Annotated in this window: 24 protein-coding genes; 8 read left to right on the top strand and 16 right to left on the bottom strand. The window is 53.4% G+C overall.

Features of this window, described 5'->3' with window-relative positions; all coding sequences use genetic code 11:
• The first annotated feature begins 46 nt into the window (after positions 1-46).
• Positions 47-982 (top strand): 4-(cytidine 5'-diphospho)-2-C-methyl-D-erythritol kinase, encoded by a 936-nt coding sequence (ispE, locus tag RHP47_RS05550; RefSeq protein ID WP_206199976.1) that lies wholly within the window; start codon positions 47-49, stop codon positions 980-982.
• Here ispE and RHP47_RS05545 read toward each other — a convergent pair.
• From RHP47_RS05545 to RHP47_RS05530, 4 genes are all read right to left on the bottom strand, one after another.
• A complete protein-coding gene (locus RHP47_RS05545) occupies positions 979-2,091 on the bottom strand; it encodes an RNA polymerase sigma factor, RpoD/SigA family (protein WP_149818928.1) in 1,113 nt (370 codons plus the stop codon). The two genes, ispE and RHP47_RS05545, sit on opposite strands and share 4 nt — an antisense overlap.
• A 107-nt stretch (positions 2,092-2,198) precedes the next feature.
• Positions 2,199-2,786, bottom strand: coding sequence for a hypothetical protein (locus tag RHP47_RS05540; protein WP_399374965.1), 588 nt, complete (start codon positions 2,784-2,786; stop codon positions 2,199-2,201).
• A 68-nt stretch (positions 2,787-2,854) separates the two neighbouring features.
• Complete coding sequence (locus RHP47_RS05535; protein ID WP_149818926.1) at positions 2,855-3,565, bottom strand: Crp/Fnr family transcriptional regulator; 711 nt, start codon at positions 3,563-3,565, stop codon at positions 2,855-2,857.
• Positions 3,566-3,573: 8 nt separating this feature from the next.
• The gene (locus RHP47_RS05530; RefSeq protein WP_149818924.1) at positions 3,574-4,071 is read right to left on the bottom strand and encodes an HNH endonuclease; all 498 of its coding nucleotides are present in this window, start codon (positions 4,069-4,071) and stop codon (positions 3,574-3,576) included.
• A 143-nt stretch (positions 4,072-4,214) separates the two neighbouring features.
• On the opposite strand from RHP47_RS05530, the gene RHP47_RS05525 reads away from it, so the two are divergent.
• Entirely contained in the window at positions 4,215-4,754 is a 540-nt protein-coding gene (locus RHP47_RS05525; protein ID WP_302679975.1) for a YqeG family HAD IIIA-type phosphatase, read from the top strand.
• Here RHP47_RS05525 and aroQ read toward each other — a convergent pair.
• From aroQ to sufR, 5 genes are all read right to left on the bottom strand, one after another.
• Complete coding sequence (gene aroQ / locus RHP47_RS05520) at positions 4,751-5,197, bottom strand: type II 3-dehydroquinate dehydratase (protein WP_190278250.1); 447 nt, start codon at positions 5,195-5,197, stop codon at positions 4,751-4,753. The genes RHP47_RS05525 and aroQ overlap by 4 nt on opposite strands.
• A 50-nt stretch (positions 5,198-5,247) precedes the next feature.
• Entirely contained in the window at positions 5,248-5,376 is a 129-nt protein-coding gene (locus RHP47_RS05515) for a hypothetical protein (protein ID WP_286626960.1), read from the bottom strand.
• Between the two features lie 126 nt (positions 5,377-5,502).
• Entirely contained in the window at positions 5,503-5,835 is a 333-nt protein-coding gene (gene psb28 / locus RHP47_RS05510) for a photosystem II reaction center protein Psb28 (protein WP_149818920.1), read from the bottom strand.
• Positions 5,836-5,885: 50 nt separating this feature from the next.
• On the bottom strand, positions 5,886-6,764 hold the full coding sequence (locus tag RHP47_RS05505) for an alpha/beta hydrolase (RefSeq protein ID WP_310841265.1): 879 nt from the start codon (positions 6,762-6,764) through the stop codon (positions 5,886-5,888).
• A 1-nt stretch (position 6,765) separates the two neighbouring features.
• Positions 6,766-7,425, bottom strand: coding sequence for an iron-sulfur cluster biosynthesis transcriptional regulator SufR (sufR, locus tag RHP47_RS05500; protein WP_149818916.1), 660 nt, complete (start codon positions 7,423-7,425; stop codon positions 6,766-6,768).
• A gap of 121 nt (positions 7,426-7,546) precedes the next feature.
• Between sufR and sufB the strand changes: the two genes are divergently transcribed.
• Complete coding sequence (gene sufB, locus RHP47_RS05495; RefSeq protein ID WP_149818914.1) at positions 7,547-8,983, top strand: Fe-S cluster assembly protein SufB; 1,437 nt, start codon at positions 7,547-7,549, stop codon at positions 8,981-8,983.
• An 88-nt stretch (positions 8,984-9,071) separates the two neighbouring features.
• On the opposite strand, the gene RHP47_RS05490 is transcribed toward sufB, so the two are convergent.
• Positions 9,072-10,118 (bottom strand): WD40 repeat domain-containing protein, encoded by a 1,047-nt coding sequence (locus RHP47_RS05490; RefSeq protein WP_310841263.1) that lies wholly within the window; start codon positions 10,116-10,118, stop codon positions 9,072-9,074.
• A 112-nt stretch (positions 10,119-10,230) separates the two neighbouring features.
• On the opposite strand from RHP47_RS05490, the gene RHP47_RS05485 reads away from it, so the two are divergent.
• From RHP47_RS05485 to RHP47_RS05475, 3 genes are read left to right on the top strand one after another with little or no spacing between them, the layout of a single operon-like run.
• The gene (locus tag RHP47_RS05485; protein ID WP_149818910.1) at positions 10,231-10,665 is read left to right on the top strand and encodes a thioesterase family protein; all 435 of its coding nucleotides are present in this window, start codon (positions 10,231-10,233) and stop codon (positions 10,663-10,665) included.
• A gap of 42 nt (positions 10,666-10,707) precedes the next feature.
• Positions 10,708-11,034, top strand: a complete 327-nt coding sequence (locus RHP47_RS05480) for a 2Fe-2S iron-sulfur cluster-binding protein (RefSeq protein WP_149818908.1) — start codon at positions 10,708-10,710, stop codon at positions 11,032-11,034.
• 4 nt (positions 11,035-11,038) lie between these two features.
• A complete protein-coding gene (locus RHP47_RS05475) occupies positions 11,039-11,635 on the top strand; it encodes a CPBP family intramembrane glutamic endopeptidase (RefSeq protein ID WP_149818906.1) in 597 nt (198 codons plus the stop codon).
• Here the strand turns inward: RHP47_RS05475 and RHP47_RS05470 are convergent.
• The 5 genes from RHP47_RS05470 to RHP47_RS05450 form a co-directional block, all read right to left on the bottom strand.
• On the bottom strand, positions 11,632-13,245 hold the full coding sequence (locus tag RHP47_RS05470) for an HD domain-containing phosphohydrolase (RefSeq protein WP_310841262.1): 1,614 nt from the start codon (positions 13,243-13,245) through the stop codon (positions 11,632-11,634). The two genes, RHP47_RS05475 and RHP47_RS05470, sit on opposite strands and share 4 nt — an antisense overlap.
• A 60-nt stretch (positions 13,246-13,305) precedes the next feature.
• On the bottom strand, positions 13,306-14,226 hold the full coding sequence (locus RHP47_RS05465; protein ID WP_286626953.1) for an NAD(+) kinase: 921 nt from the start codon (positions 14,224-14,226) through the stop codon (positions 13,306-13,308).
• 4 nt (positions 14,227-14,230) lie between these two features.
• The gene (gene kaiC, locus RHP47_RS05460) at positions 14,231-15,787 is read right to left on the bottom strand and encodes a circadian clock protein KaiC (protein WP_286669038.1); all 1,557 of its coding nucleotides are present in this window, start codon (positions 15,785-15,787) and stop codon (positions 14,231-14,233) included.
• Between the two features lie 76 nt (positions 15,788-15,863).
• Entirely contained in the window at positions 15,864-16,190 is a 327-nt protein-coding gene (gene kaiB, locus RHP47_RS05455) for a circadian clock protein KaiB (RefSeq protein WP_149818898.1), read from the bottom strand.
• A 5-nt stretch (positions 16,191-16,195) separates the two neighbouring features.
• Positions 16,196-17,047, bottom strand: coding sequence for a circadian clock protein KaiA (locus RHP47_RS05450; protein ID WP_149818896.1), 852 nt, complete (start codon positions 17,045-17,047; stop codon positions 16,196-16,198).
• A 218-nt stretch (positions 17,048-17,265) separates the two neighbouring features.
• Between RHP47_RS05450 and RHP47_RS05445 the strand changes: the two genes are divergently transcribed.
• Positions 17,266-19,422: a HAMP domain-containing sensor histidine kinase gene (locus tag RHP47_RS05445; protein WP_149818894.1), complete on the top strand. Its 2,157-nt coding sequence runs from the start codon at positions 17,266-17,268 to the stop codon at positions 19,420-19,422.
• Here the strand turns inward: RHP47_RS05445 and hemL are convergent.
• On the bottom strand, positions 19,413-20,648 hold the full coding sequence (hemL, locus tag RHP47_RS05440) for a glutamate-1-semialdehyde 2,1-aminomutase (RefSeq protein WP_315863180.1): 1,236 nt from the start codon (positions 20,646-20,648) through the stop codon (positions 19,413-19,415). The genes RHP47_RS05445 and hemL overlap by 10 nt on opposite strands.
• A gap of 236 nt (positions 20,649-20,884) precedes the next feature.
• Between hemL and RHP47_RS05435 the strand changes: the two genes are divergently transcribed.
• Entirely contained in the window at positions 20,885-21,550 is a 666-nt protein-coding gene (locus tag RHP47_RS05435) for a glycosyltransferase family A protein (RefSeq protein ID WP_310841260.1), read from the top strand.
• The last annotated feature ends 2 nt before the right edge of the window (positions 21,551-21,552 follow it).

Below are 21,552 nucleotides of genomic sequence, written 5' to 3'. Positions count from 1 at the left end.
AAGAATAATATGCTATTGAACGAGGTGGTTGTGAGGATGGGGCTGCGTGTATCGTCTGCTGGCACCTGCCAAAATTAATCTCTTTTTACAAATTGTTGGCAATTGTTTAGATGGCAGTGGCTACCACGAGCTGGTAATGGTCATGCAGGCGGTTTCCCTCATGGATCGCATTGAACTCATCCCGCGGCGCGATCGCCAAATTAAAGTCCATTGCACCAACCCAGCTGTCCCCTGCGATCAACGAAATCTCGCTTACAAAGCAGCGGCCTTACTCCAGCAGCATTTTCCCGATCGCGATGGCGTTGAAATTTTCATTGAAAAACGAATTCCTATGGGGGCAGGCTTGGCCGGGGGTTCCACCAATGGAGCAGCGGTACTGGTGGGCTTAGATCTCCTGTGGCAGTTGGGTCTGACGCAAGCGGAATTGCAAACCTTTGCAGCGCAATTGGGGGCTGATGTGCCCTTCTGTCTGCAAGGGGGGACCGCCTTAGCCCTAGGGCGCGGTGAACAGTTGACGCCCCTAGCGGATTTACAGGGATTAACTGTGATCCTAGGGAAGTATCGCTCCCTTAGTGTGGCTACCCCTTGGGCCTATCAAACCTATCGGCAGGAATTCGCCGCTACCTATGCCCAAACCCCCAACGAGCAGGAAAAAGCCCGCCAAGAGGGGGGATCCGCAACCCTGTTACAGGCCATTCAGCAGCGTGACATCGCCAAATTGGCCGCCAGCCTCCGTAATGATTTAGAGAAGGTAGTGTTGCCCCGCTATCCCTTGGTGGCAGAGTTAAAGGAGCAATTCCTCGCCGCTGGGGCGATCGCCAGCATGATGTCAGGATCCGGGCCAACAGTGTTTGCCCTAGCGCCCTCTGCCGATGAAGGTTACAGCATCATGCAACGGGTACGGCGCGCCCTACCAGACCCCGACCTTGATCTATGGATCTGTGAGTGCTGTCCCCACGGCATTCAGTTGGAGACGCCCTAGGCAAACTCCTCAAGATAGTCTTGAATTTCTCGGCGCCGTTGGGGCTGCCGCAACTTTTGCAGGGCACGGTGCTCAATTTGGCGAATCCGCTCCCGACTCAGTCCCAGCAGTGCCGCAATTTCCGCCATCTCAAGGGCGGGCTGCTCCCCGAGGCCATAGCGCAGTTCCATCACTTGCCGCTCACGGGGCGATAGATCACTGAGGAGTTGCTTCAAAGTAGTACGCAGGGACTCACGCATGATCACTTCATTGGGGGTGGGGGCAGTGGATTCAATTAGCTCCTGCAATTCCGTTTCTTGGTCGGAGCCAACCCGCTGTTCCAAGGCCACGGATTTGGGAACAGCCATGAGCACTTCCCGCACCTGTGACACCTCCAGATTCAGTTCTTGGGCAATGTCCGCTAGACTGGGCATCGCGCCTTGTTGAGCCGCAAGACGCCGTTGGGCACGCTTAATTTTATTGAGTTTTTCCACCATGTGAATGGGCAAGCGGATTGTGCGGCTTTGACTAGCAACAGCACGGGTGACACTTTGGCGAATCCACCAGTAGGCATAGGTGCTAAAGCGAAATCCCTTGGTCGGATCGAATTTTTCAACGGCACGTTCTAGACCCAAACTCCCCTCTTGGATCAGATCTAAAAATTCCACGCCGCGATGTTGATATTTTTTGGCAATATTCACCACCAAGCGCAGGTTGGCTTGCAGCAATTGGGTTTTTGCCCGCTGTCCTTGCCGCTCAATGTGCTGAAGTTCACTTAGGGTCATATTCGCTGCCTTTGCCCAAGCTTGACGACCCGCCTGCACACAGGTTTGCAATTCAGCCACACTCATCTTAAGTCGCGCAGCCCATTGGGTACGGGTAAGGGGACGCCCCAACTGCCGCTGCTGGCGATCGCGCTCCGTAACAGCCGCCACATAGCGCTTGATCTGGGGGTCATCGGACTGATCTCGCACTGCGAGCAGGGCTTGGTACTGCTGAACCTGTTGGGCAAGGCGCAGTTCTTGGCTAGGGGTGAGCAAGGGCACACGGCCAATTTCCTGCAAATACTGCCGCACCAAATCCGTTGTCAATGGACGGTCGGACACGGGTTGAATGGGGGTAGCCACCATAGGACAACTCAACTCACAATATCGAGAATTCAGCTCGATAGTGGTATTCTCTGCCCTTGGCGAGGGGGACGGCAGTGATGGAGCTGGTGCTTAAGTTGTGATATTGATCAACCTTCTGTGCTTTCTGAGGCACCCGTCATAAGCTTTGTGGCTGAAGACGGCTGTTCCTTGAGAATCGTGGTATCAATCACGCAGGGCAACCGGGCAGCCTTGAGACCGCGCTTGATCACGGCAAGGGTTTCTTGAAAGAGGACAAAGAGGGGAAACTGACGATTGGCGCCCTCACTAAAGACATCCCGATGCTGCAAGGGCATATCCCAGCTATAACTGCGACTAAGGAGCACTTGGGATTGGCGCCAGCGGGTCAGCAGTTCCGTAAAGCTTTCCCCCGGCCGATGGATAAAGACCAGCAGTTCAATGTCGGTTTTGACTTTCCACTCGGGATCGCACAGGACAAAGACCAGATCACAGGGCACCATCACCGACTTCACCTGGGGACGTTGGTTCGAGGTTGTGGCGGCAGGAACCTGAATATGGGCGATCGGCAGCGGAATCGGAATTAAACTCTCTTGAGGTCGCCGCATACTGGGAATCATTTCTAGGTATGGGCGATATTGCCGCAGGAGTTCTGTCGCATGCAGCGGATCCGTGTAGCGAACCAAGGTGTGTTCGTAGAGGTTGGGGGCGATCGCCATAGCAGAAAGAGCTTGCAACTATTGCTATCCTAGGCGAGGTCACTGCTCCTCAACAAGCCAACAGAACTTTAATTCACCGCTTGCTGTGCCAATTGCTCTAGTTGCGGCAAATTGAGAATTTGGAGTTGTTGCTTGGCCGCATCAATCTTGATCCAGTTTTTCGCCACCAGTTTATCCAGCAGTTGATGGGCTTCATCAGGGCTAATGTTAGCCACATCCGCTAAATCCTTGATGGGCACATTGAAAATCACGGCTGTGTTGGCATTGCCCCCTGGATGCTGACCATAGCGCCGTGCCAAATTCACCAAGACATGGGCTAGTTTGACGGCAGGAGGTTTGTGCAACAGTTCAATGCGCGTATTGGTCAAGCGTAGCCGTTGTGCCATCAATTGCAGCATCCGATAGTGCAGATCCGGCTCATGGCGCAGGACATGGACAAATTTTTGCGCCGGCACAGACAAAACTTCCGCTGGACACAGCGCCACCACATCTGTTGAGCGGGGTGATTGGTCAAGAATGGCCATTTCACCAAAAAAATCCCCCGGCCCAAGGATCGCTAGGGTCATGAAATCCCCATTGGCGAGCAGTCGTCGCACCTTCACCCAGCCTGCGAGGATAAAGTAAACTGCATTGCCCCACGCATCTTCAATTAGAATGGCACGCCCCGCCGGGTAGGTGTTATGCCAAGCCACTGAGAGCATCGAGGAAAGCGCCTCTTGGGAACTGGCACCAAAAAGCGGAAAGAGTTGACTAAAGTTTTCGGTCTCAATACTTGACATAACAACCTTTAGACACCGATGACATATTTCCGCCACTCTTGATGAGTGCCGGTGCGCACGTGTTTCGTGACTTCGAAGTACAAACTACTAATGGGACGACGCGGTGTTTGCCGTAGGGGCATATTTGCTTCTTTAGGGGTGCGATTCCCTTTCTTGACGTTACAGCGAACACAGGCGGTCACAATATTTTCCCAAGTTTCACCGCCACCGCGCGATTTGGGGATGACGTGATCAAGGGTGAGCTCATCCCCGGTATAGCCACAGTATTGGCAAGAATGGCCATCTCGATGCAGGATATTGCGGCGAGTAAGGGGAATTTCTTTGTAGGGAGTGACGACATAATGCCGCAGACGAATGACGGTCGGCAAGGGAAAATTGTTGTAAACCATCTTGCCGTTGTGCTCGACTTGCTCCGCCTTGCCCTTGATTAAAAGGACAACTGCCCGTTGCCAACTCGTAATATTGAGTGGTTCATAGGAGGCATTGAGTACCAGAACCTTCGCCATATCCGTTGACACGCGGCATTCTCTCAGATGGTAGCATATCCTTTGTGATTGGAGTAACACTAGGAAAGATTTTTGCAGTTCCCACTCTCCCCTGGGATCGTGATAGTCTGGCAGAAGCTTCTTCTTCGTTATTTGCGTTTTCAATGGCCACTGGGTCTCTAGCAGCACTGCTGCAACCGGATTTAATTCTTGAAAGCACCATTGAACAGTTGCACCCCAGTCTGTTGGAAAAATATCATCTGCGGGGCATGGTGTTGGATGTGGATGATACGCTCCTCCCCACGTGGGATGAAGATCTGCCGCCGAAAATTTTGGCGTGGCTACTGGAGATCAAGCATCAGATGCCGATCTGGCTAGTGAGCAATAACTTGAACCATCGCCGCATTGAACGTATTGCCCAGCAGGTGGAGTTACCCTTTTTGATGGGGGCGGGCAAGCCCTCGCGGCGTAAGATTCGTCAGGCCGTGCAAGCCATGAATTTGCCCTATGATCAGGTGGCCATGGTGGGCGATCGCCTGTTTACGGATATTCTCGTGGGCAATCGCTTGGGGATGTTCACGATCTTGGTGCAACCTGTTCTTGTCCAGCGCCTTGATGGTAAATCTTGGGTACGCAATCTGGAATTTTGGCTGGCACGACAGTTGGGAACACCGCTGGCGATCGCGCGCCCCGCTGAGAATTAGCCTTTTGCTTGTAAATAATTGACCAGTGCCCGTAACCCCAACAAATAACTATCAGCACCAAAGCCAGCAATTTGACCGATCGCCACCGGCGCAATGTAGGAATGATGGCGAAAAGTTTCCCGTTGATGAATGTTACTCAGGTGAACTTCCACAGTGGGCAGGGCAACCGCAGCAATCGCATCTCGTAGAGCTACGCTGGTGTGGGTATAGGCGGCGGGGTTAATTAAAATGCCTTGGGCACGCCCCATTGCCTCTTGAATCGCATCTACCAAGACCCCTTCATGATTGGATTGGAGGCACTCAATGGTTACCCCTAACTCCTGCGCCAAGGCTGCCAAAGATTGGTTGATGCTCGCTAGTGTCACAACCCCATAAATCCCCGGCTCCCGTTGCCCTAACAGGTTTAGATTGGGGCCATGAAGCACCAAAATATGAAAGGCCAAGCTTAACCTAACCGTTCAAAACTGACTCAATTTTGTTGAATGCTGTCGCTCTATCGGCGATCGCGCACGGGAATCGGAATTGGTTCCAGCTCAGGGGTGGGCTCGGCGCCACCCAGAAGTTCCAACAGTTTTTTTAACCACGATTTGAGGGTGTCAAGCAGGCTCTCTAGATAATCCATTGATGTCCCTACTGTATCGCTATAGAACTTGCAGATGCCCTGTGTCCTGAATAAAGACAAAAAAGGCATCGTAACTTTAAGCTAGCACAATCTTTTTGAATCGGCACCCGATCAATTTAAGACTGGTTAGGACTTCTGGAAGCCAAGGCCATGGCTGGCAGCGTAGCGATCCATAAAGCGAATAAAGCGATCCCACTCTTGGGGGCTGCGCATCGTGTAGGTGGCCTCAATGGCAACGGGCTGACCGTTAATGAACTTGGCATTGACATCACGGGTAACAATTTCGCCTTCTTCGTCCACCATGTACATCCCCGTGATCTCCAAATTGCCCTCTTGGACGATTTTCGGGTTATCAAAGTAAAACATGGCTTGACCACTGCTGCCATCCCGTGCCCGCGTCAAACGCACATCGGGAACCACTTCTTCATCAACGCCACGGATAAATTGAATTTCTGCCATTGCACCAACACTTCAAGCAATACTTCTAGGATACCTGTATCGGGAACAACTTAAAGCAAGAAATCGCGCCGCAGGCTGTAGATCACCCATTCGGGTTGCTCCAGATGGGGTAAGACCCCTGCGTTGGGGATCACGTGAAACTGTTGCAGGCGATCGCGGGCAGTGGCATAGAGTCGCTCACCTAGAGAAAGGGGCGTGAGCTTGGCCTTTTCTCCCCAGAGGATCACGGTGGAGATCGTTAACTGGGGTAAATACTGACTGAGATCAAAGGAGAGATTTCCCTTCAGGGTCGCCAGAGCTGCCCATTCGGCATTGGGACGACAGGCGGCATCCAAGTAGGCTTCAACAGTTTCCGAGCGTAGCCGCTGCGGATCGGCAAAAATAAATTGGGTGAGGAAGTTGCGCACCGCCAAGGGGTTAGCAGCAGCAACGGTGTAAATGAGGCGATCAAGAATCGGCACCCTCAGCAGGGCATTGGCGATCGCCTGTCCTTGATCTTCACCAAAGTCATTGAATCCACTGGGGCAGACTAGACACAAACGCTCAAAAAGATGGGGTTGTTGAATCGCCAAGCGCACCACAATGCCCGCCGTTAGGGAGGAGGCAACCACCGGCGCAGGGGAACCCAGCATGCGCAGCAGTTCAGCAATCATCAGCCAGTAGTCGCTGCTGGTGTAGTCACGGGCGGGGTGATCCGACTCCCCCCAACCAATCAGATCCGGAGCAATAACGCGGTAGCGAGCCGCAAAGGCAGGATACACCTGCGACCACTCGTAGTGGCTAGAACCACCCCCCAAACTGTGGAGAAAGACAAGGGGAGGGCGAGATTGCACCTGACCCCAGTAGCGATCGCTGGGGGTGTAATAGACCATACGGCCACTGCTGGTGCTGAAGCTCTGCTGGACAAAGGTGGGCGGACAAAAGGCCATGCTACTTCAGAGGACGAATCAGGTAACCACAGCGATGTTCACCATCCACAAGCCAATGGGTGCGCTCCACAGCACAATCCCCAAGGGCGATCGCAAACATCTCTAACTCATGATTACAGACGGTGGGAAAAGACTGGGCAACCGCGGAAATTGCACAATTGTATTCCGTAAAGAGATAGGCACCTTGGGGTTCACTTACGGGGTAAAACTCTGCCATATACCCTTCCTGTCGCCGCAGGGCCACCAGTCGTGCCAAGCGTTCCGCCAAAGTACCGCTTCCCATTTGCTCGCGATAGGCCAATGCCTTGCGCTGCCAAGCTGCCTGCAATACGTCCTGCATCTGCTCGGGGCCCAGGGTTGCTGCTACGGATTCCAAGAGTTCAACGGCAAAGCCCTTTGTCTGACTCGACTGTTGCCGCAGTTGCAGTTGCCGTAGTTCCTCTCGTCCCGCCTCGCTAATCGTGTAACGGTATTGGGGACGCCCCACCGTACCCGACAGGACTTCATAGGTCACTAGTTGCTCCGCCTCTAGATCTTTGAGGTGCCGCCGCACCGCTTGCGGACTAATCGCCAGTTGTGCCGCCAACTCCTGGGCACTGAGGTGACCGTCGCGGAGAAGGCAGTGTAAGATGTCCTGTTTAGTATCTGATGTGAGCGTCACGCAACGCCCCCTTGACTAAAACAACCGTTTTGTTGCTAAATTAGTCCTAGGGATAAAGCAACCATCTTGTTGCTTAATATACTCTAAATTTTGGCCATTCCTTCACCCAAGAGAACACTCGATGTCGGCAACGGTACAATCCCTCGTCAATCAGCCCTATAAATACGGCTTTGTCACCCCAATTGAGACGGAAACCATTCCCCGCGGTCTCAATGAAGACATTATCCGCCTCATCTCTGCCAAAAAGAACGAGCCAGAGTTCATGCTGGAGTTTCGCCTGCGGGCCTATCGCCAATGGCTGAAGATGAGCGAACCCACATGGCCACGGGTGAGCTATCCCCCCATCAACTACCAAGACATTGTCTATTATTCAGCTCCAAAACAAAAGGAAAAGCTGAAGAGCTTGGATGAAGTGGATCCCGTCCTGCTGGAAACCTTTGAGAAACTGGGGATTCCCCTTTCCGAGCAAAAGCGGCTGAGCAATGTGGCCGTCGATGCCATTTTCGATAGCGTGTCAGTGGCTACCACATTCCGTGAAGAGTTGGCCAAGCAGGGGATCATTTTCTGCTCCATTTCTGAAGCGCTCCACGAATATCCCGAGTTGGTGCAGAAATACTTGGGCAGCGTTGTCCCCATTGGCGATAACTTCTATGCTGCTTTGAACTCCGCCGTCTTTTCCGATGGCTCTTTTGTCTATATTCCCAAGAACACCCGCTGTCCGATGGAGCTATCCACCTATTTCCGCATTAACAATGGGGAGTCGGGGCAGTTTGAGCGCACGCTGATTATTGCTGATGAGGGCAGCTATGTGAGCTACCTTGAAGGCTGTACTGCTCCCATGTTCGATACCAATCAACTCCACGCAGCAGTCGTAGAACTGGTTGCCCTTGACAATGCCGAAATCAAATACTCCACGGTGCAAAACTGGTACGCTGGCGATGAAAACGGCAAGGGGGGCATCTATAACTTTGTGACCAAGCGTGGACTCTGCCTTGGCCGCAACTCCAAAATTTCTTGGACACAGGTGGAAACGGGTTCAGCCATTACTTGGAAGTACCCCAGTTGTGTCTTGGTGGGGGATAATTCCGTGGGTGAATTCTACTCCGTTGCCCTCACCAATCATTACCAGCAGGCGGACACGGGCACCAAGATGATCCACATTGGTAAGAATACCCGCAGCACGATTGTCTCCAAGGGGATCTCGGCAGGGCACTCCCAAAATAGCTATCGCGGCTTGGTGAAAATTGGGCCGAAGGCCACAGGGGCACGCAACTATTCCCAATGCGATTCGATGCTCATTGGTGATACGGCAGCCGCCAATACCTTCCCCTATATTCAGGTGCAAAACCCCACGGCACAGGTGGAGCATGAGGCCTCAACCTCAAAAATTGGTGAGGATCAACTCTTCTACTTTGCTCAGCGGGGCATTTCTGCCGAAGATGCGGTCTCAATGATGATTAGTGGCTTCTGTCGCGATGTCTTTAACCAGTTGCCGATGGAATTCGCGGTCGAGGCCGATCGCCTGCTGAGCCTGAAGCTCGAGGGGAGTGTTGGCTAAAGAAGATTCAAGCCGTTGTTCTCCGTGGCTAAGATTCTTGGGCATCTTAGCCGTTTTTTTTGCTTCGCAGTTGAGACATATAAGTTCTCTATGAGCTTCCGGGAAAGAGGCGCCACACCTTAATGGTTCGGTCTTCACTGGCGGAAATCAGTTGATCTTGACCAAAAATGACACTGTACACGGCACCAGAGTGGCCTTTGAGGGTGCGCAATGACTGGCCGGAGAGAGACCAAAGTTTGACGGTTTGATCGCCGTGGCCACTGGCAATGGTGCTGCCATCGGGACTCACCGCCACGCTAAAGACTTGCCCACCTTCGCTGCCAAACTGATGCTGGAGTTCCCCTGTGGTCAGGTTCCAGACTTTGATACCGTCTTTGTCACTGCCGCTCACTAGTTGGCTGTTGTCGGGGGTGAAGGCGAGGCTATTGACATCGCTGGTGTGTCCTTCGAGGGTGCGCAGGAGGCGGCGGGAGGGCAAATCCCAAATGCGGATCAGCTTATCCACTCCGCCAGTGGCTAAAAAACGCCCATCGCGACTAATGGCAACGCTGAGCATGATGCCCTCATTGCCCTTTAGGGTAGTGATTTCCTGACGGCTAGGGAGATCCCACAGTTTGACGGTGTGATCATAGCTGGCACTGGCAAGGGTGCGGCCATCGGGACTAAGAGCTAAGCCATTCACAAAATCTTGGTGGCCACTGAGGGTGGCTTGGAGCTGGCGATCGCTCACACCCCAGAGTTTGATGGTTTTGTCTTTGCTGCCGCTAATCACGGTTTGACCATCGGGAGTGATCACAAGGGCGTAGATCCAATCGGTGTGACCGGTGGCTTGTCCGAGGGCAGTTCCCGTAGCCAAATTCCAAAAATACAGCTTGCGATCGTCGCCACCACTGACGAGTAAATTGCCATCGGGACTGAGGGCGATCGCGTTCACTTCATCTTGATGGCCGCGCAGCGTCGTAGCGAGGGCAATTTTTTGCCACTTGGAGGTGGTTTCTGTGGGGGAGCCACCATTCTGATCGGGGGAGGGCGTCCAGCGTTGACTGAGTTGCCAATAGGCTAGTCCTGCGACCAAGCCGCTGATGACAAGTGTGCTCAAAAGAAGCCGAAGATCAGAACTGCCTTTGTTACTCATCCGTCCCGTACCCCAATAGCTTGCGAAAGGGCTGTACCCTACATTAACAATAAAGGCTGTGGCACGTTTTTGCGTATGACTTGTGTTGGGCAACCCTATGGGATGGTCATCAATGAATACAACACCCCTTCGCGACTATGAGCGCACGGTTCATTTTGCTGACACGGATGCCGCTGGGGTAGTTTACTTTGCTAATCTACTGCGGTTTTGCCATGAGGCCTATGAGGATGTCCTTGCCCAGTTGGGGGTGGATCTGCGGCAATTTTTTAGCAACAATGGCTTGATTGTGCCGATTACGGAGGCGCAGGTGCGCTTTTTGAAGCCCCTCTACTGTGGCGATCGCCTGCGGGTGACCATTGACCCCCAAAGACTGGATCACAGCCGTTTTCAACTCACCTATACCCTCTACAATGCGGGGGGCGATCGGGTGGCCATTGCCCAGACGCAACACATTTGCCTGCAAGAACGCCAACGGGTCGCCATCCCTGAACCTTTGAGCCGCTGGCTAAAGTCCGCACCAGAGGAAACCAGCGATCGCGAGGATTAGGGGGATAATAGGAAAGATGTTGCGTCATAGCTCACTGCAAGAATGACCCAAACCTTTCGTGTTGAAATCCTGCACCAAGGACAAACCTACACGTTTGAAGCCAGTGCCGATAAACCCATCCTGCGATCGGCCACCGCTGCCGGCATTGATCTCCCCAGTTCCTGTAATGCCGGGGTGTGCACTACCTGTGCCGCCCAAATTCAAGAGGGCACCGTTGATCACGGCGATGCCATGGGGCTGAGTCCCGAACTGCGGGAAAAAGGTTATGTGCTCCTCTGTGTGGCTCGCCCCTGTTCAGATCTCAAACTCATCTCTGAAAAAGAGGAAGAGGTCTATAACTTCCAATTTGGTCAATTCCAGAAAGCGTAGGCCTATGGAGGAGTCCCCCCTGCCCGATGAGCCTCTGAGTCGTACGCAGGTCTTAGTGGCCATGGCGTTGACAGCCATTCTGTGGCTGATTTTGGCGCGGGTGTGGTTATTGACCCCCTTTTCCGGGGGACTTCTGCCGCTGCGCTGGGATGGTTGGGCAGTGGTTTTAGGGATTGTCCTCTGCTTAGGAATTACGGGGATGGGGGCTATTTTGTATCGCCTCTGGCCCGCCTACCGCCATGCGTCGGATACCTACCTGAAACTGGTACTTTCACCGCTGCTGTGGCCTGATTTATTTTGGATTGGCATTCTGCCCGGCCTCAGTGAAGAGCTGCTCTTTCGCGGGGTGCTCCTACCAAGCTTGGGTCTCAACTGGGCAGGGATCATCGGTAGCTCGGTGTGCTTTGGTATTTTGCACGCTGGATCGCGGCAGCAGTGGCCCTATGCCCTGTGGGCAACCATTGTGGGCGGGCTGTTTGCCTATAGTGCCGTCGCAATGAATAATTTACTCCTAGCGATCGTCGCCCATACCTGTACTAATTGGCTGGCGGCTACGCTTTGGAAAGTCTCCTTTTTGCGATCGTCTCCCCATCAACCCTAGCGCTGGTGCCCCAGCACCCGAAAGACCTCCTGTTGCTCAAAGAGTTCAACGAGATCGGGATTAATCTTAAATTCCTTGGCCTCCTGCCACAGAATCTCTAGGGCCGCATCCACGGGTAGGCTCTTTTTGTAGGGGCGATCCTTGGCCGTCAGGGCATCGTAAATATCGGCGATCGCCAGCATCTGGGTTTGCAAAGGAATCTCCGCCGCCCCAATACCTCGCGGGTAGCCACTGCCATTCAATCGCTCATGGTGACCATAGGCAATGATCGGCACATTTTTTAGGTGGGGTGTCCAAGGAATGCGGCAGAGAAACTGGTAGGTATGGGTGACGTGGGCCTCAATGAGCCGCCGCTCCTGTTGGGTAAGATTCCCTCGCCGCACCAAGAGTTGTTCCAGTTCGCTGGCCGTAATCAGGGGATGGAGTTCGCCATCAGTCCCGCGATAATAAAACTGGGTTAATTCCTGAAGGCGGGCAAGGGGTTCTTGATCGAGAATTTGCGGCTCATTGGCCTGCTCGAGCAACTGCCAATAGGCTTCGAGGGTGACCAGTTGTTGGCGGAGTTCCTCATCGAAGTGACGCAAAAAGGCGCAGTGGTGACAGGCCTGTTCTGGGCTATGAACCGTGTGGGGATGACACAGGAGATAGTTCACCTTGGCTTGAGCCGTTTCCATTTCTAGGGTGCGGCGCACGAGGGCAAACCGTTGGCGAATCACCTCCAATTGTTCAGGGTAGAGTTTCTTTTGCTTGTTGAGAATAGCCTCCGGCACACCCACCTTGCCAAAATCATGGAGCAGCGCTGCATAGCGAATCTCTTGCAGTTGGCGATCGCTAAAGGAGACTTCCCGAAAGACCCCCCTTGAGGTTGCATGGGTGATCTCCGCTAAGCGTACTGTCAGTGCTGCCACCCGTTCCGAATGTCCCGCCGTGGTGGGATCCCGCACCTCAATTGCTTGTACTGAGGCGGTGACAAAGCCCTCAAAGAGCTGTTCAATACTTTCCAGCAGATGGTTGCGCTCAATAATCACGGCGGCCTGACTGGCCAGCGATCGCACAATGTGTTCTTCCCAAGGGCTATAGGGTTGGGTGAGAGCCACAGTGGTTTCTGGCGTCAGCAGGGTGTCGGGCGATCGCTTGCGATTAATCAGCTGCAGCACCCCAATCACCTCACCACTGACATTTTGCATTGGTACCACCAGCACCGAGCAGGTTCGATAGCACAGGGCTTCATCAAAAGAACGATTGAATTGGTACAGCTCGTTTCCCGCTAGGGCATACACATCGGGAATATTCAGGGATTCCCCCGTGAGGGCGGTATAGCCCACCAAGCTATCAGGGGTGAGGGGCACTGTAGTGTCCTGTACCTGCTCAGGGAGAGCAACACTATCATTTTGAGCCGCCTTAAATTCCAGAACTGCCCGTTCGCCCTGAACTAGAAAAATTGTGCCGGCATCGCTAGCAGTAATTTGGCGACTTTTCGTGAGAATGAGATGCAGTAGTTCCTCTAGGGATTGGCTCGCGGAAAGGGCAATGCCAATTTCCAGAAGCTGATCGACCAGCGTTTCGGCACTCGATCCAAGCACCGCTCGTTCAAGGGGACTGACAATCATCGCAAAAGACCCGTGAGGAATGCGCCCATTATAGATGCGTTGCAAGCATGGGGTTGTGATCTAATTGCGGTGGTTGTTGTGGTAAGGAATGCGTGCCCCTGCCCAAGCCAACTTCTCCCGTAGCGTTTGATAGAAAGAGTAGTGATCCCGCAGGATGATAAAGCGTGCCTGACAATCGGCCATCGTCACCTGTACCCGCTGTCCCGGCCAGATGGAGGTGGCCAGTACGCCATCCATCCACAGTTTAGTATTGAGGCTGTGATCATCCAACGGCCAAATGCTCACTGACGAGCGTGCAGGCAAGACAATGGGGCGACTCGAAAGACTCAAGGGGCAAATCGGCGTCACCACAAGCGCTTCCATCCCCGGATGCAAAATGGGGCCATTGGCGGCGACCGTATAGCAGGTGGAGCCGGTGGGGGTGGCCACCAGCAACCCATCCCCTTGGTACTGATCCACCACATCGCCATCAATTTCCATTTCGAGGATGGCGGTGATCATGCGATCGGCAGATGCCGGCTTAATGCACATTTCATTCAGAGCATAGTAGCGATCGCCCACCACTTCAGGATGCAATTTTGATCCCTCAAACACTTGGGCTTGCAGCATCATTCGCTGTTGCATGGCGTACTCATCCCGCTCAAGGCGATCCCAAACCGCCTCCATATCGCGAAACAGCTCTAATGGTTCCGTCAAAAACCCCAAATGCCCCCCCACATTGACCGCCAGAATCGGAACCTCCGCCGCAGCCAGATGCCGTGCCGCCGCCAAGGAAGTGCCATCTCCCCCCAGAACAATGGCCAGATCTATGGGCTCTGTTACCGAGGCCATAAAGACGGGGTAGGGGTTGTCCTTAGGTCCACTCGGCCCCACAAGCACATTGGCGCCACGCTGTTGCAATTGACGGGAGGCGCGATCCGCCCATTCCTTGCTCTGGCGATCGCCGGCCTTGTGCACCACAATGACTTGGTTGAGCTGCATGGGGCTACTGGTTCTCTAGATCCTGCATTCCCTTGGCAATCCGTGCCAACTCTGTTTTTTCATCCACCGCAATACGGGTTGGGGTACCGCTGATAATCCCCTCAAAGTTACGGAACGAATCGCGGATCTCGGCGCCCTTTTCTGTGATGACATACTCGCGAATGCCCTTGTCGTGCCACGAACCCCGCATCTTAAAGACGTTAATTGCCCGGGACATTTCACCGCGAATTTCCACATACTGCAGCAGCAAAATCGTATCTGTGATCGTGGAAATATGGGACTCGGTAATGGAGTTAGAGCCCATAAACTGATCGGTCGTATTGGTGAAAAAGCCGGTGATCTCCTCCTGCTTAGCAAATCCAGTAACCCCAATCACAAACTGACGGAAGGCATTGTTGCTTACCCCCCGCGCCAAAGCAGAAAGGGAGTCAATGGCCACCCGTGAGGGCTTAAAGTCAGCAATCTCGGATTTAATAATCTGTAGGTGATCCTCTAGTCCCGCAGACTCAGGGTAGGCACAAATAATCCGCAACAGATCTCGCCGTTCTAGCTCCTCAAAATCAATTCCCCAAGAGGAGGCATTGCGAGACAACTGCGCTCTTGACTCTTCATAGGCAAACAGCAAGGCTCGTTCCCCCTGCTGGCAGCCTGTCTCCAAGAACTTGCTCACCAACAGGGTCTTGCCCGTACCCGTTGCCCCCGTGGCCAAAATAATGGAATCCTTGAAGAAGCCGCCGCCACACATCTCGTCGAGGGTCTTGACCCCCGAAGACACCCGCACATTGGAGGAGCGCTGGGTAAGACGCATGGCTCCCAAGGGGAAGATATTGATGCCGTTGTTGATCGTAAAGGGATATTCCCCCTTCATGTGGGTGGTGCCCCGCAGCTTGAGAATTTCTACAGTGCGCCGCCGCCGTTCCCCCTCCAGCACATTACGTAAAATCACCACGTTGTCGGAGACAAATTCCTCCACCCCAAAACGCGCCACTGGTCCATATTCATCTACCCGCTCCGTGGTCATAATGGTGGTCACGCCCAGTTGCTTCAGACGAAACGCCAAGCGAAAAATTTCTCGCCGTACCACCGAGGCGGCATCGTACTGCTGAAAAACGGCTGTTACGGAATCAATTGAGACGCGTGTCGCTTTGTATTTGCGAATTGCGTATTGAATGCGCTCAATCAGAGCAGATAAGTCAAAATCCCCAGCCACCTCCTGACCATCGGGATCTGGGGAAGCATCGAGGATAAAGAGCTTACCTTGATCAATGAGGCTTTGCAGATTCCAGCCAAAGCTCAGGGCATTTTTAATAATGTCTTGGGGAGACTCTTCAAATGTAACAAATATACCCGGCTCATTAAAAATCGTAATGCCATTGTAGAGAAACTGAACTGCAAAAAGGGTCTTCCCTGTGCCAGAGGTGCCACTGACTAAGGTGGTGCGTCCCTGGGGAAGTCCCCCATGGCTGATGTCGTCAAATCCCTCAATCATTGTTGGGATTTTCTTGACTTCCGCAGGGGATTGCCCAGTTGTACTGAACTGACTTTCAGGTAGGTTCGTCATAGAAGATTTTTTAGATCAGTATGCTGCCAAAAATTCCAAAAGGTTATTCTAAACTGAGATACTCTAACCACTGCGCCTATTCCAAGCTGAGATCATCATCCGCTGGCTCGCCAATTTCTTCATACAGCAAGTCCAAGCCAATGAGCACCTTCTCTCGGTTGGACAGATCACCAATGATGCGGCGCACCGGTGGGGGCAAAACTTTGGCAAGGGTTGGAGTTGCTAGAATTTTATCCTCCTCCGCTAGTTGCGGATTTTTTAGGACATCAATGACTTTGAGGGCATAAACCCCCTTAAATTCCTTTTCAAGAATATTATTGAGGGTCTTGAGGGCACGCACGGAGTTGGCGGTGTTGCCAGCCACATAGAGCTTGAGAACGTAGGTTTTCCGCAGTGGGGCCATAGAAACTACACCTCACGCGGAATTGAGCGACGGTACATTTCGCACAGATGGGCAATGACATCAATGAGGGTCAGGCGATAATCGAGCAAAATGTCCTCACTACGACCTTCGAGTTTGAGTTGCTTGGAAAAGTTATCCATGAGTTCGACGTGAATCTCTAGCACTTGGGAAACAGAAATATCCGCGAAGAACGCTTTACTAACAAACTCGTCAATATGCTCATTAACTTTGGCATCGGTGTTAAAGTATTCAAGGATAATGGTACGATAAATTGAGCGCAATTCGTCCAGCAGCTTGCGTTTATCAGCAGTGGACATACGGCGGAAGAAAAATTCCGTGTCTCGCTTGTAATAGACCCCTAGGTAGCCGAGCCGCTCCTTCAATTTTTGGGAAAGACGATGCTGCGGATCGACATTACTACTTTCTTTCAGAGCTGGCATGCGAAACATGACATGGGGCGGCACCGCACAGCCCGGACAGAGTTTGACAAATCCCGTAATGGCTTCCTCAATTTGGTGGTTGAGCTGGTGGAGGTTGTCAGCGGTAAGAATGATTTCAGCAATGTGGTAGTGCGGCCCCGGCGGAACGGGTGAGGTGCCGGCAGGAAAGACAATGATCGCGGGCAGGAGTGTGGCGCTGTGGTGAAGATAGGTAATGATTTGCGGCGTACCCTCTCCCCATTCTAAAATTAAACAAGCGACATTATTGCGCCGCTGCTCTAAATAGCTGCAAAACTCTCTCTCGTTGGAAAAGTAAACCAGTTCATCGATGTCGGAGTTGTGCAAACGGACTAATTCTTGGCCAATAGCGGGCGAGTAAACTAAGCCACAGATTGTTAGTGCGGTTGACTGCGCCACGTGCTTTCAGAACTTGAGTTTGCATCTGATAGCATCCTATCACTTTCTCGCTGGTGGTGGCAGTGTTTTCTGGAGGAGTGTTGCCATTTCATTACAAGCTTAGGACCAACAGCCCTGCTCACAAGGACAGAACACACTCAAGAATGGCAAAGCCTGTGTAAAGCGGCATCCTACTTCATTATTTGATGTATCCCCCATTGCAAAAAAGGGCTGTATCCATGAATTCCCTCTCCCTAGCCAGCTTTACTGAACCTGCAATGACGGTGGGGGCAGGTTTGTCTCTCAGCGAGGTGTGCCAGCGTTGGCAAGAAACCCTCCCAGAGACGATCGTCATTGTGGATGAGGGGCAAAAACCCTTGGGAGTGGTGCAGGGCTGGCGGTTGGCGTTGAGTTTGGAGCGGGAAGGGACGTTAGCCGACTTGGCGGTGGGGAGTGTGACGGCTTCTTGGCGATCGCCCGTGATGGTGGTACCCGCAACGTGGACACTATTGCAGTTTCAGGGGTGGTTGCGCAGCCAAGTCCAGATGCCAGCCTATATTGCGGTTGTGGATGCACAGGGTTGTTTTTTGGGACTGCTGGATCAGCAACGCTTGCTCTATCGCTGGGCGTGCCAGCCCCCTTTGCCTTGGCTGGAGGTGATTGAAGAATTGCCTTTGCCGGTACAAATTCAAAACGCCCAAGGGAGAGTCGTTTGGCAAAATCGCGCTTGGTCAGAACACTTAACTGATTTCTTGCCACTGGTGCAGCCTAAATTTGAAGGCATGAATTGTCAGGCACTAGAGGCGCGATCGCGTAGCGGGCCCTTCGGGCGATCGCTCTGGCAGGTGTGTTCGTTTCCCTTGAATTTAACGTCGTTGGACTGGGAGAAGGCAGAAAGCGGTGTCGCGGTGGCGAGCGATCGCTATTGGTTATTTTTTGCCCAACGGCGGCAGGAGTCAGATCCGACGACCCCCACCCGCTTGCACCAACTGCGCCTCCATCAGCAAAAGCGCCTCCTCCTGAGCTTGGGGCATGAACTCAAAAATCCCCTAACGGCGATTCTCAGCCTCACCCAACTTTTGTGGCAGCACCCTCTACCAGAGCAACAGGACTACCTTGCCCTGATCCAGCGTAGCGGTTGGCAAATGAATCGCCTCATTCAGGCGTGGCAGGACTACACCCGTGCCCTTTGGCGAGAGTTGGAATTGCAATGGGAAACCGTAGAATTGGCGGGTTTGTGGTTGCGATCGCAGGAGTTGGCGGAGCATCTCTACAATCTAACCCCGCTAGGTTGGCAGTGGCAGTGGCACATTGATCAGCCCTTGAGCCATGTGTACCTCTACGGCGATGCTCTGCGGCTACGGCAGATTCTTGCCCATCTCTTGGGGTGGCTGATGCTCTTTCCCAGCGATCGCTATGGACTGCGCTTGAGTCGCTGGCAAAATTGGCTGGCGCTGCAACTGTGGGAAGAGGGACATGGCATTCCCCTCAAGGATCACGATCGCCTGCTGCACGAATGCCTCGAGGACTATGCCGAAGTCACCATGGGGCTGATGCTCGCCCGCCAACTCTGTCGTCTCCACAATGGTGAGCTTTCCTTTATTGCCCAAGCTGACGACTCCAGTGAGTGGACAGTGCTACTGCCCTTTGCTGAGGAACTTCCCCCTGAGTTACCCACTACGGCTCAATTGATCCTTTTGGTGAGTAATGATGCCACGTGGATCATGGACACGACTTCCGCATTGCGGCGCAATCACTACGGCTATGTGGTCGCTCGCCATCCCCTTGAAGCGCTGGATAAGCTGGAGCAACTGCAACCCACGGCCATTGTCGTCCGCCCCGCCAGTAGTCTCATTCTGGCTGATGTGGTTGAAAGTCTGGCCACCAGCTCCTTCACGGCCACTGTTCCGTTGATCATCCTCTCCGATGAAGCCACTCCCTTGGGCTTGACCGGTTTTGTACAACGGCTGCCCTTGAGTAGTCATCCCAGCCTGCTGATTGATGTCCTCGATCGCTGGTGTTTCCCGCGATTGGTTGCTCCAGTGGAAGAATCGACTTTTGAGCGTCCCCTCCTCAATCAAACGGTACTCCGCCTCGGCCTCCTCCATGACATTAGCCTGCCCCACCTGCGGCTCCTCGAAGCAGAAGACCTTGAACAGGCCGATCTCTTGGTGGAGATTTGGCAACCCGATGTTCTGATTTGGGATTTGCCCGCTGACGCGGTCGCCCATCTGGAGAATCATCCCAAACTGCGAAAACTCCCCATGATTACCTTGGCCGAAGATAGCAGCCGAGCCATTCATCAATTGGGGGATGTCATGGTCTTTCCTTGCCTCAACCTTGCGGACTTAATGGATGTGGTGCTCCTTGCCGCGACGGTGAAAGCTCAAAGCTGACTCAGCACTGTCCGCGCTGCCGCAATGGTGCGCTCAATATCCGCCTCTGTATGGGCAAGGGAAGTAAAGCCCGCTTCAAACTGGGATGGCGCAAGGTAAATCCCCTGCTCCAACATACCCCGGTGGAAGGCCGCAAACTTTTTCAAATCGGACTGCTTGGCTTGCTCATAGTTCGTCACCGGACCAGCGGTGAAAAAGAGACCAAACATGCCACTGATGTACCCACCACACACCTCATGGCCAAATTCCCGTGCGGCCTCTAACAGTCCTTGGATCAGCTTGCCTGTGATCCGATCCAGTTGCTCATAGCTACCGGGGCGGCTGAGAATTTCCAAGGTTTTAATGCCCGCTGTCATTGCCAAGGGATTGCCAGAGAGGGTACCCGCTTGATACACCGGTCCTGCCGGCGCCACCATCTTCATAATGTCAGCGCGACCGCCATAGGCACCCACTGGTAGGCCACCGCCAATCACTTTTCCGAGGGTGGTGAGGTCTGGTGTCACACCAAATTTTTCCTGAGCACCGCCATAGGCAATGCGAAAGCCAGTCATCACTTCATCAAAGACCAAGAGGGCACCGTACTGTTTCGTCAGCTCCCGCAGCCCTTCGAGAAAGCCAGCATCTGGCGGAATAAAGCCAGCATTGCCGACCACAGGTTCAAGGATCACCCCCGCAATGTCATTGGGATACTGTTCAAAGAGGCGACTAACCGCTTCGAGATCGTTGTAGGGTGCGGTTAATGTGGCGGCGGTGGTTGCTTTCGGCACGCCGGGAGAATCGGGTAAGCCCAATGTAGCGACTCCTGACCCTGCTTTGACCAAGAACATATCGGCATGACCGTGGTAGCAGCCTTCAAACTTGATCACCTTTTCCCGCTGGGTATAGGCACGCATGAGCCGCAGCACTGCCATACAGGCTTCGGTGCCAGAATTCACAAAGCGCACCATCTCGACACTAGGGACAGCGGCAATCACCATTTCCGCCAAGATATTCTCAAGCACGCAGGGGGCGCCAAAGCTGGTTCCCTTTTCAAGGGCGGCATGGAGAGCATCAATGACTTCGGGATGGGCATGGCCGACGATCGCGGGCCCCCAAGACCCCACATAGTCAATGTATTGGTTGCCGTCCACATCCCAAATGTGGGCACCCTTGACGTGATCAAAGACAATGGGCTGGCCGCCGACGGACTTGAAGGCACGCACGGGTGAACTGACGCCACCGGGCATGAGTTTTTGGGCAGCGGCAAAAATTTCTTGGGATTTTGTGGTTTGAAAAACGGTCGTGGTCAACGTCAACTCCCTCAAGCATTGGCGTGCTCACAGTATTATAGGCAATTCTTCTGCCCCTTAACCCGACAAAGGCGCATGTTGCAATTCTTTACGGTTTGGGCGGCTCATTTATGGCGCTTGGGAGAATAACACTGGAGTTGTACCCACAGAACGGCTACCTCTGCAAGATGTCTATGTCCTCCACGCCACTTCTGCCCACCTTCTCCATCATCTTGGAAACTGAGAACTTGGCAAATGCGGATATGGCTGGACTCCACTGTGCCCTCCAGTCCCTTGCTAGCCAAGATTTACCCCCCACTGCCGCCAATGAAGTCCTGCTCTTGGAAACAGGGGATGCTCCCCAAGCGTATCTTGCGCAACTGGCCGAGGCCTACCCTTGGCTGACGTTTTGTGCCGTGCCCAAGGCGCTTGGCTACTACGAGGTGAAAATGTGGGCAGCGGAGAAAGCAACGGGTGAGGTGATTGTGTATTGTGATTCGGACTGTTGCTATGAGCGCAGTTGGTTGCAAAGGATGGTGATGAGCTTTACAGCCAATGAACAGATTCAAGTGCTGGCTGGGGAAACTGCGATTCGGGAGTGTATTTGGCGTCAACCCCAAGCCCGTGCGAGTCATGCTCCCCCCAATGGCCTCTGGCACTTCTACTGGCGATTTTTGCTCATTGGCCACGATGACTACTGGCAGCAGCGCTTGTTAGGAAAGCCCTCCCAAAGGCCACGGGTGCAAGATCATCAGGGCTGGCGGGGCAAGTTGAAAATTTTTGGCCAGCGGTTGCGGCGGATGGTTCGCCATGATCCAAAGCATATACTGTTCCTGCCCTCAAGCCCCACTATCTGCTGAAG

This window comes from Thermosynechococcus sp. QKsg1 (assembly GCF_031586415.1).
In the GTDB taxonomy this organism is placed as follows: Bacteria; Cyanobacteriota; Cyanobacteriia; order Thermosynechococcales; family Thermosynechococcaceae; genus Thermosynechococcus.
This window is presented reverse-complemented; position numbering and strand designations above follow the sequence as displayed.

Coding starts and splice junctions, on each gene's coding strand:
- RHP47_RS05545 (WP_149818928.1), bottom strand. CDS start 2,091: ATGGTGGCTACCCCCATTCAACCCGTGTCCGACCGTCCATTGACAACG.
- RHP47_RS05540 (WP_399374965.1), bottom strand. CDS start 2,786: ATGGCGATCGCCCCCAACCTCTACGAACACACCTTGGTTCGCTACACG.
- RHP47_RS05535 (WP_149818926.1), bottom strand. CDS start 3,565: ATGTCAAGTATTGAGACCGAAAACTTTAGTCAACTCTTTCCGCTTTTT.
- RHP47_RS05530 (WP_149818924.1), bottom strand. CDS start 4,071: ATGGCGAAGGTTCTGGTACTCAATGCCTCCTATGAACCACTCAATATT.
- RHP47_RS05525 (WP_302679975.1), top strand. CDS start 4,215: ATGGCCACTGGGTCTCTAGCAGCACTGCTGCAACCGGATTTAATTCTT.
- RHP47_RS05515 (WP_286626960.1), bottom strand. CDS start 5,376: ATGGATTATCTAGAGAGCCTGCTTGACACCCTCAAATCGTGGTTAAAA.
- psb28 (WP_149818920.1), bottom strand. CDS start 5,835: ATGGCAGAAATTCAATTTATCCGTGGCGTTGATGAAGAAGTGGTTCCC.
- RHP47_RS05505 (WP_310841265.1), bottom strand. CDS start 6,764: ATGGCCTTTTGTCCGCCCACCTTTGTCCAGCAGAGCTTCAGCACCAGC.
- sufB (WP_149818914.1), top strand. CDS start 7,547: ATGTCGGCAACGGTACAATCCCTCGTCAATCAGCCCTATAAATACGGC.
- RHP47_RS05490 (WP_310841263.1), bottom strand. CDS start 10,118: ATGAGTAACAAAGGCAGTTCTGATCTTCGGCTTCTTTTGAGCACACTT.
- RHP47_RS05485 (WP_149818910.1), top strand. CDS start 10,231: ATGAATACAACACCCCTTCGCGACTATGAGCGCACGGTTCATTTTGCT.
- RHP47_RS05480 (WP_149818908.1), top strand. CDS start 10,708: ATGACCCAAACCTTTCGTGTTGAAATCCTGCACCAAGGACAAACCTAC.
- RHP47_RS05475 (WP_149818906.1), top strand. CDS start 11,039: ATGGAGGAGTCCCCCCTGCCCGATGAGCCTCTGAGTCGTACGCAGGTC.
- RHP47_RS05470 (WP_310841262.1), bottom strand. CDS start 13,245: ATGATTGTCAGTCCCCTTGAACGAGCGGTGCTTGGATCGAGTGCCGAA.
- RHP47_RS05465 (WP_286626953.1), bottom strand. CDS start 14,226: ATGCAGCTCAACCAAGTCATTGTGGTGCACAAGGCCGGCGATCGCCAG.
- kaiC (WP_286669038.1), bottom strand. CDS start 15,787: ATGACGAACCTACCTGAAAGTCAGTTCAGTACAACTGGGCAATCCCCT.
- kaiB (WP_149818898.1), bottom strand. CDS start 16,190: ATGGCCCCACTGCGGAAAACCTACGTTCTCAAGCTCTATGTGGCTGGC.
- RHP47_RS05445 (WP_149818894.1), top strand. CDS start 17,266: ATGAATTCCCTCTCCCTAGCCAGCTTTACTGAACCTGCAATGACGGTG.
- hemL (WP_315863180.1), bottom strand. CDS start 20,648: ATGCCCGGTGGCGTCAGTTCACCCGTGCGTGCCTTCAAGTCCGTCGGC.
- RHP47_RS05435 (WP_310841260.1), top strand. CDS start 20,885: ATGTCCTCCACGCCACTTCTGCCCACCTTCTCCATCATCTTGGAAACT.